7 protein-coding genes are annotated in these 6,459 nt (G+C 63.7%); all 7 read right to left on the bottom strand.

Annotated features, from left to right (window positions below; translation table 11 throughout):
* On the bottom strand, positions 1 to 564 hold a 564-nt coding region (locus AC3WUM_RS14630; protein WP_492411069.1), incomplete at its 3' end, for a hypothetical protein.
* 44 nt (positions 565 to 608) lie between these two features.
* Positions 609 to 1,373: a hypothetical protein gene (locus AC3WUM_RS14625; RefSeq protein WP_492411068.1), complete on the bottom strand. Its 765-nt coding sequence runs from the start codon at positions 1,371 to 1,373 to the stop codon at positions 609 to 611.
* 77 nt (positions 1,374 to 1,450) lie between these two features.
* The gene (locus AC3WUM_RS14620) at positions 1,451 to 2,206 is read right to left on the bottom strand and encodes an SURF1 family protein (RefSeq protein WP_492411067.1); all 756 of its coding nucleotides are present in this window, start codon (positions 2,204 to 2,206) and stop codon (positions 1,451 to 1,453) included.
* Between the two features lie 27 nt (positions 2,207 to 2,233).
* On the bottom strand, positions 2,234 to 2,650 hold the full coding sequence (gene cyoD / locus AC3WUM_RS14615) for a cytochrome o ubiquinol oxidase subunit IV (RefSeq protein ID WP_492411066.1): 417 nt from the start codon (positions 2,648 to 2,650) through the stop codon (positions 2,234 to 2,236).
* A complete protein-coding gene (cyoC, locus tag AC3WUM_RS14610) occupies positions 2,647 to 3,270 on the bottom strand; it encodes a cytochrome o ubiquinol oxidase subunit III (RefSeq protein WP_492411065.1) in 624 nt (207 codons plus the stop codon). Before cyoC ends, cyoD begins: the two co-directional genes overlap by 4 nt.
* A gap of 18 nt (positions 3,271 to 3,288) precedes the next feature.
* The gene (cyoB, locus tag AC3WUM_RS14605) at positions 3,289 to 5,292 is read right to left on the bottom strand and encodes a cytochrome o ubiquinol oxidase subunit I (protein WP_492411064.1); all 2,004 of its coding nucleotides are present in this window, start codon (positions 5,290 to 5,292) and stop codon (positions 3,289 to 3,291) included.
* Between the two features lie 35 nt (positions 5,293 to 5,327).
* Positions 5,328 to 6,419: a ubiquinol oxidase subunit II gene (gene cyoA, locus AC3WUM_RS14600; protein WP_492411063.1), complete on the bottom strand. Its 1,092-nt coding sequence runs from the start codon at positions 6,417 to 6,419 to the stop codon at positions 5,328 to 5,330.
* Positions 6,420 to 6,459 lie beyond the last annotated feature (40 nt).

Below are 6,459 nucleotides of genomic sequence, written 5' to 3'. Positions count from 1 at the left end.
CATGGTCCGGGTGCAGTCCGGGTCTTCCAGAATGTTCACGGCAGCTTCGGGCGGCTCCCCGCCGAACATCTCGTAGCGTTGCGCCAGCGGCCCCTTCAAGGCGCTGCGCAGCCAGGTCACCGCCGCGTCGCAGTGCTGCAGATCATTGGCTTGGCTAGGCCAGTACTTCGCGCACGCCGGGCCGCGGGCGATGCAGCTTTTCAGGTCCCGAACTTCGCCGGGCGTCATGGTCCGGGTGCAGTCCGGGTCTTCCAGAATGTTCACGGCAGCTTCGGGCGGCTCCCCGCCGAACATCTCGTAGCGCTGCGCCAGCGGCCCCTTCAGGGCGCTGCGCAGCCAGGTCACCGCCGCATCGCAGTGCTGCAGATCGTCGGCCTGGCTGGGCCAGTACTTCGCGCACGCCGGGCCGCGGGCGATGCAGCTTTTCAGGTCCCGAACCTCGCCGGGTGTCATGGTCCGGGTGCAGTCCGGATCGTCCAGAATGCTCGTGGCCGCCGCGGCCGGCAGGGCCATGCCGGAGAGCAGCAGGGCCAGAACGAAGGATGAAGCCGATGCAAAGCTCATGAGTTGCCCTGGATGCTAGGCGCCACGCAGGCGGAGTGCATGCCCTACGGCGACACTGCTGCCTTCACTTCGGCCGCGAACGATTTGATCAGGGCGCTGCGCGCCTGCTTCACCGCAAAGATGAAGTCGCGGTTGTTGGCATCCGGGAACTTGGGTTCCGTCTCCTGCTTGTAGCGCACGTTCGCCACCACATCAGGCCCGGACACCAGTTCGCCATCGATGAAGTTGATGGAGCAATTGGCGATATGGTCGATATGCATGATCGGGGACGGCGTGTACTTGCTGTCCAGGCTGATGTAATTCAGATCCAGGTCGAGCACGCCGACGTAATCGGCTCCACCTTCGAACGCCTCCGGAATGCTGCCTGCGAGGCGCACTTCCTTGAACGCCGCCTTCAAGGGAACGAACAAGGCGCCCAGTAGCCCTTGCTCCGACAGGACGATGTCGACGTCCGAGCCGATGGCCTCATGATTGAGCGTCATGCTGCCGATGGTCGAATGAAACCGCTGGTTGAGTTCGGCATTGAAAGCCAGCGATGCCTGCGTGTTCTTGGAAAAGACCACCGCCAGAACCTTGGTCTTCGCGCCGTCGATACGAGCACGAGACTGGCGCAGCTCGGAACGATCGACCAGGCCCTGGTAGCGATCGACCAGAGGCGCCTTTTTCAACGGAAGTCCGCAACCGGACAGGCTCAGTGCAAGCAGTACGGCCATAAGGCGCGCCGCCGTTTCAACTCTCATTTCAGTGCTCCCCCAATGTGTTGGATCGTCGATCAACCCGCCCTGCGCATCTCCCCAGATGCCAGGCACCGCACATGTCGGTGAGCGTAACCCGCCCTCCGCATGCGCCGCCAGAGGCCCTTGCCCAGGCCTGCTCTGCGCTTCGCTTAGACCGCCAGCCGCCGCTCACGCCGCCAGACGATCACGCCCGCCCCGACCACCATCAGCGCAAGCGTGAACCAGGTAATCGCGTAGACCAGATGGCTGTTGTGGAACTTCACGATCGTGAGCCCACCGACCGGCCAGCCACCGTCGTTAGGGCTCGCATCTGCGTCGATGAAGTACGGGGCGACCTGCCGGGCCGGCAGTTCGCGCGCCGCGGCGATGGCGGCGACGTCACGCGAGTACCAGCGCTCGGCAGCCGGATCGTTCTGCCGCAGGAATCCGCCGCCGGGCTCGCTCAGGCGCAGCAGGCCAGTGACGGCGACGGTGCCGCTCGCCTGCCCTTGCGGGCGCGTCGCCGGATCGCGCCGATCGGCCTCGACGAAGCCGCGGTTGATCAGCACGTAATGGCCATCCGCCGTGCGCAGCGGCGTGAGCACCCAGAAGCCCGGGCCGCGTTCGGTCACCGCCTGCACCAGCGCTTCGCGGTCGTGCAGGAACTCACCGACGATGCGCACGGCGCGGTATTCGTCGTGCGTCGCATCGACACGGCCCCAAGTCGACGGCTCCGGTGGTGCGACCGGCGGCGCGTGCACGCGCGCCTCGACTCTTTCGATCAGGTCGAGCTTCCAGAACAACCGCTGCACCTGCCAGCTGCCGAGAAACACGAACCCAGCGAACAGCAGCACACCGACGATCATCAAAAAGGCCAGCACCGCGTTCGAGCGCGGTGCTGGCCTGGGCTCCAGCGTCCGAGTCACGTCGACTCCGATAGCGTGATGCAAAAGCTACGGGACGTTGCGCATCTCGTGCGCGGACATCGACGGCATCATGTTGACGTTCATGTGGTACATGACCCACAGCGAGCCACTCAGCGTGATCACCACGAGCACGATCGTGAAGATCAGCGCGAGCATGTTCCAGCCGCTCTCGGAACTCGTGTTCATGTGCAGGAAGTAGATCATGTGCACGACGATCTGCACGGCGCCGAACGCGAGGATGATCAGCGTGGTGGCGTTCTTGTTCGGCAGCACGTCGCCCATGACGAGCCAGAACGGAATCGCGGTCAGGATCACCGACAGCACGAAGCCGATCGTGTAGCTCTTCAGCGAGCCGTGCGCGGCTCCGCCGTGGCCGTGCCCATGACCGTGGTCATGGCTGTGGACGTTCGGAGTGTCGTGATCGTGCGTGTGTGCAGCGCTCATCGCAGCGCTCCCATCAGGTAGACGAAGGTGAAGACGCCGATCCAGACGACGTCGAGGAAGTGCCAGAACAGCGACAGGCAGCTCAGGCGGCGCTGATTGGCTTCGGTCAGGCCCCGCTTGCCCACCTGCACCATCAGCGTGATGAGCCAGATGATGCCGAAGGTGACGTGCAGGCCGTGCGTGCCGACCAGCGTAAAGAAGGCCGACAGGAACGCGCTGCGCTGCGGGCCGGCGCCTTCATGGATCAGGTGATGGAACTCGTAGAGCTCGAGCCCGATGAAGGCCGCGCCGAACAGACCCGTGATCGCGAGCCAGACTAGCACCGCGCCCTTGCGGCCACGCACCATCTCGAGCATCGCGAAGCCATAGGTGATCGACGACAGCAGCAGCATCGAGGTGTTGACCGCCACCAGCGGCAGGTCGAACAGCTCCTTGGGCCCCGGGCCTGCGGCGTAGTTGCCACCGACCACGCCGTACATCGCGAACAGCACGGCGAACACCAGGCAGTCGCTCATGAGATAGAGCCAGAAGCCCAGCATCGTGCCGTTTTCGACGTGATGCTCTTCGGTCTCGTAGAAAACCGGTGCGCCGTCGGCGCTCATCGTTTGAATTTGTGCCATGTCTTTAGCTCTTCAGCCTCAACCCAGTCGCGCGAGCCGCTGCGTATGCTCGCCTTCGGTGCGCACCACGTCTTCGACCGGAATGTAGTAATCGCGATCGTAGTTGAAGGTGTGCGCGATGGCCGAGACCACCAGACCGACGAAGCTTGCCGCCGCCAGCCACCAGATGTGCCAGATCATCGCGAAGCCGCAGACCAGGCTGATGCCGGCGAGCACGATGCCGGCCGCCGTGCCCTTGGGCATGTGGATGGCGAGGAAGCCGCCGAGCGGACGCTGGTAGCCGCGCTTCTTCATGTCGAACCAGGCGTCCTGCTCGTGGATGCGCGGCGTGAACGCGAAGTTGTAGTCCGGCGGCGGTGACGACGTGGACCATTCGAGCGTACGGCCACCCCAGGGATCGCCTGTGAGGTCGCGCAGCTGATCGCGGTTCCTGATGCTCACGACGAGCTGGATCAGGAACGAGGCGATGCCCAGTGCGATCAGCACGGCGCCGAACGCGGCGATCTGGAACCAGATCTGCAGCGACGGATCATCGAAGTGACTCATGCGGCGCGTCACGCCCATTAGGCCGAGCACGTAGAGCGGCATGAACGCGAACCAGAAGCCGATGAACCAGAACCAGAACGAGCACTTGCCCCAGAACGGATCGAGCTTGAAGCCGGTGACCTTCGGGAACCAGTAATTGATGCCCGCGAACACGCCGAACACCACGCCGCCGATGATCACGTTGTGGAAGTGCGCGATCAGGAACAGCGAGTTGTGCAGCACGAAGTCGGCCGGCGGCACCGCCAGCAGCACGCCGGTCATGCCACCGACGACGAAGGTGACCATGAAGCCCACGGTCCACAGCATCGGCACTTCGAAGCGGATGCGGCCGCGGTACATCGTGAACAGCCAGTTGAACACCTTCGCGCCCGTCGGGATCGAGATGATCATCGTGGTGATGCCGAAGAAGCTGTTCACGCTCGCGCCCGAGCCCATCGTGAAGAAGTGATGCAGCCACACGAGATAGGACAGGATCGTGATCACGACCGTCGCGTAGACCATCGAGGCGTAGCCGAACAGGCGCTTGCCGCTGTAGGTCGAGACGATCTCCGAGAACACGCCGAAGATCGGCAGGATCAGGATGTAGACCTCCGGGTGACCCCAGATCCAGATCAGGTTCACGTACATCATCGGGTTGCCGCCGAAGTCGTTCGTGAAGAAGTTGGTGTCGACGTAGCGATCGAGCGAGAGCAGCACGAGCACCGCCGTCAGCACCGGGAACGCGGCGACGATCAGCACGTTGGTGCACAGCGCGGTCCAGGTGAAGATCGGCATCTTCATGAGCGTCATGCCCGGGGCGCGCATCTTGATGATGGTCACCATCAGGTTCACGCCCGATAGCAATGTCCCGACACCGGCGATCTGTAGCGCCCAGATGTAGTAATCGACACCGACGTCCGGGCTGTAGGCGATGCCCGACAGCGGCGGATACGCGAGCCAGCCGGTCTTGGCGAATTCGCCGACGAACAGCGACAGCATCACCAGCACGCCGCCGGCCGTGGTCATCCAGAAGCTGAAGTTGTTGAGGAACGGAAACGCCACGTCGCGCGCGCCGATCTGCAGCGGCACCACGTAGTTCATGAGCCCGGTCACGAACGGCATCGCCACGAAGAAGATCATGATCACGCCGTGCGCGGTGAAGATCTGGTCGTAGTGGTGCGGCGGCAGGTAGCCCATGTTGTCGCCGAAGGCGATCGCCTGCTGGGCGCGCATCATGATGGCGTCGGCGAAGCCGCGCAGCAGCATGACGATGCCGAGCACCATGTACATCACGCCAATCTTCTTGTGGTCGATGCTGCAGAACCAGTCGTTCCACAGGTAGCCCCAGGCGCGCTGCTTGGTGATCCACGCGAACACTGACAGGCCCACCGCCGCCACCGCGACGAAGGTCCAGATCAGAATCGGCTCGTGGTACGGAATGGCCTCCCAGCTCAGCTTGCCGAAGAGGAAATTGATCAGATCAGAGCGTTCGTGCATCGATGGACTCGCAACCGCGCGTTGAATTTTCAGACTTAAGGTGCGAAGCGGGCCGAGCCGTAGCGCGGCGCCGACAGCACGGGAGAGGCCTGGGCCACGTCGTCGACCGCGCACAGCGAGGCGACGTAGCTGCGGCGCGAGGCCAGCAGCGCGTCACCGCGCATGCGCGGCCTGTCGTAGCTCAGGTGCGCGACGTTGTAGATGCCTTCCAGGCCCATGCCGCCTTCGGCGTCGATCGCCATCATGTCGCGCATGCACATCTTGTTCGGGTCGACGCAGAGGTTGACCACGGCGTCGAACAGCTGCGGCGCGGTCTTGGCGTAGTAACGCACCGGCTCGCGCTCGCTGGGCTTCTCGAGCTCGATGTAGTCGGCACGCTCGAGCGCCCCGCCCGCCGCCTTGACCTTGTCGACCCAGCCGTCGAACTCGTCGCCGCTCAGGCCGTGGAAGCGGAAGCGCATGTGCGAGAAGCCGTGGCCGCTATAGTTGGCCGAAAAGCCTTCGTAGTCGCCGGCCTTGTTGATGACCGCGTGCAGCTCGGTCTGCATCGCCGGCATCGCGTAGATCATGCCAGCCAGCGCGGGCACGTAGAACGCGTTCATGACCGTGGAGGCGGTGATCTCGAAATCGATCGGCACGTCGACCGGCGCGGCCATCTCGTTGACCGTGGCGATGCCGTAGTCCGGATAGATGAACAGCCATTTCCAGTCGAGCGCGACCACCTGCACCTTGAGCGGCTTGACGTCTTCCGGCACCGGGCGCGCGGCGTCGATGCGGTCGAGCTTGCGATACGGATCAAGCGTGTGCGTCGCAATCCAGGTGATCGCGCCGAGGGCGATGATGATCAGCAGCGGGGCCGACCAGATGATCAGTTCCAGGCCCGTCGAGTGATGCCACTCGGGGTCGTAGGTGGCCTCCTTATTCGACTCGCGGTAGCGCCAGGCGAAGAACAGGGTCAGGAAGATGACCGGCACCACGATCAGCAGCATCAGGATCGTGGAGATCACGATCAGGTCGCGCTGCTGGATCGCGATATCGCCAAAAGGCTTCATGACCACCCAATCACAGCCCGTCAGCAGGGTGATCAGCGGCAGAAGCAGGAGGGCACGCAGCATTCGGACGGACATGGCAATCGTGGGGGGACTTTGGGAGACGCGAACTTTAAGC

The sequence above is a fragment of the Hydrocarboniphaga sp. FW305-C-57 genome (assembly GCF_058783045.1).
The sequence above is the reverse complement of the archived record's forward strand: the minus strand, read 5'-3'. Positions and strand labels throughout refer to the sequence as shown.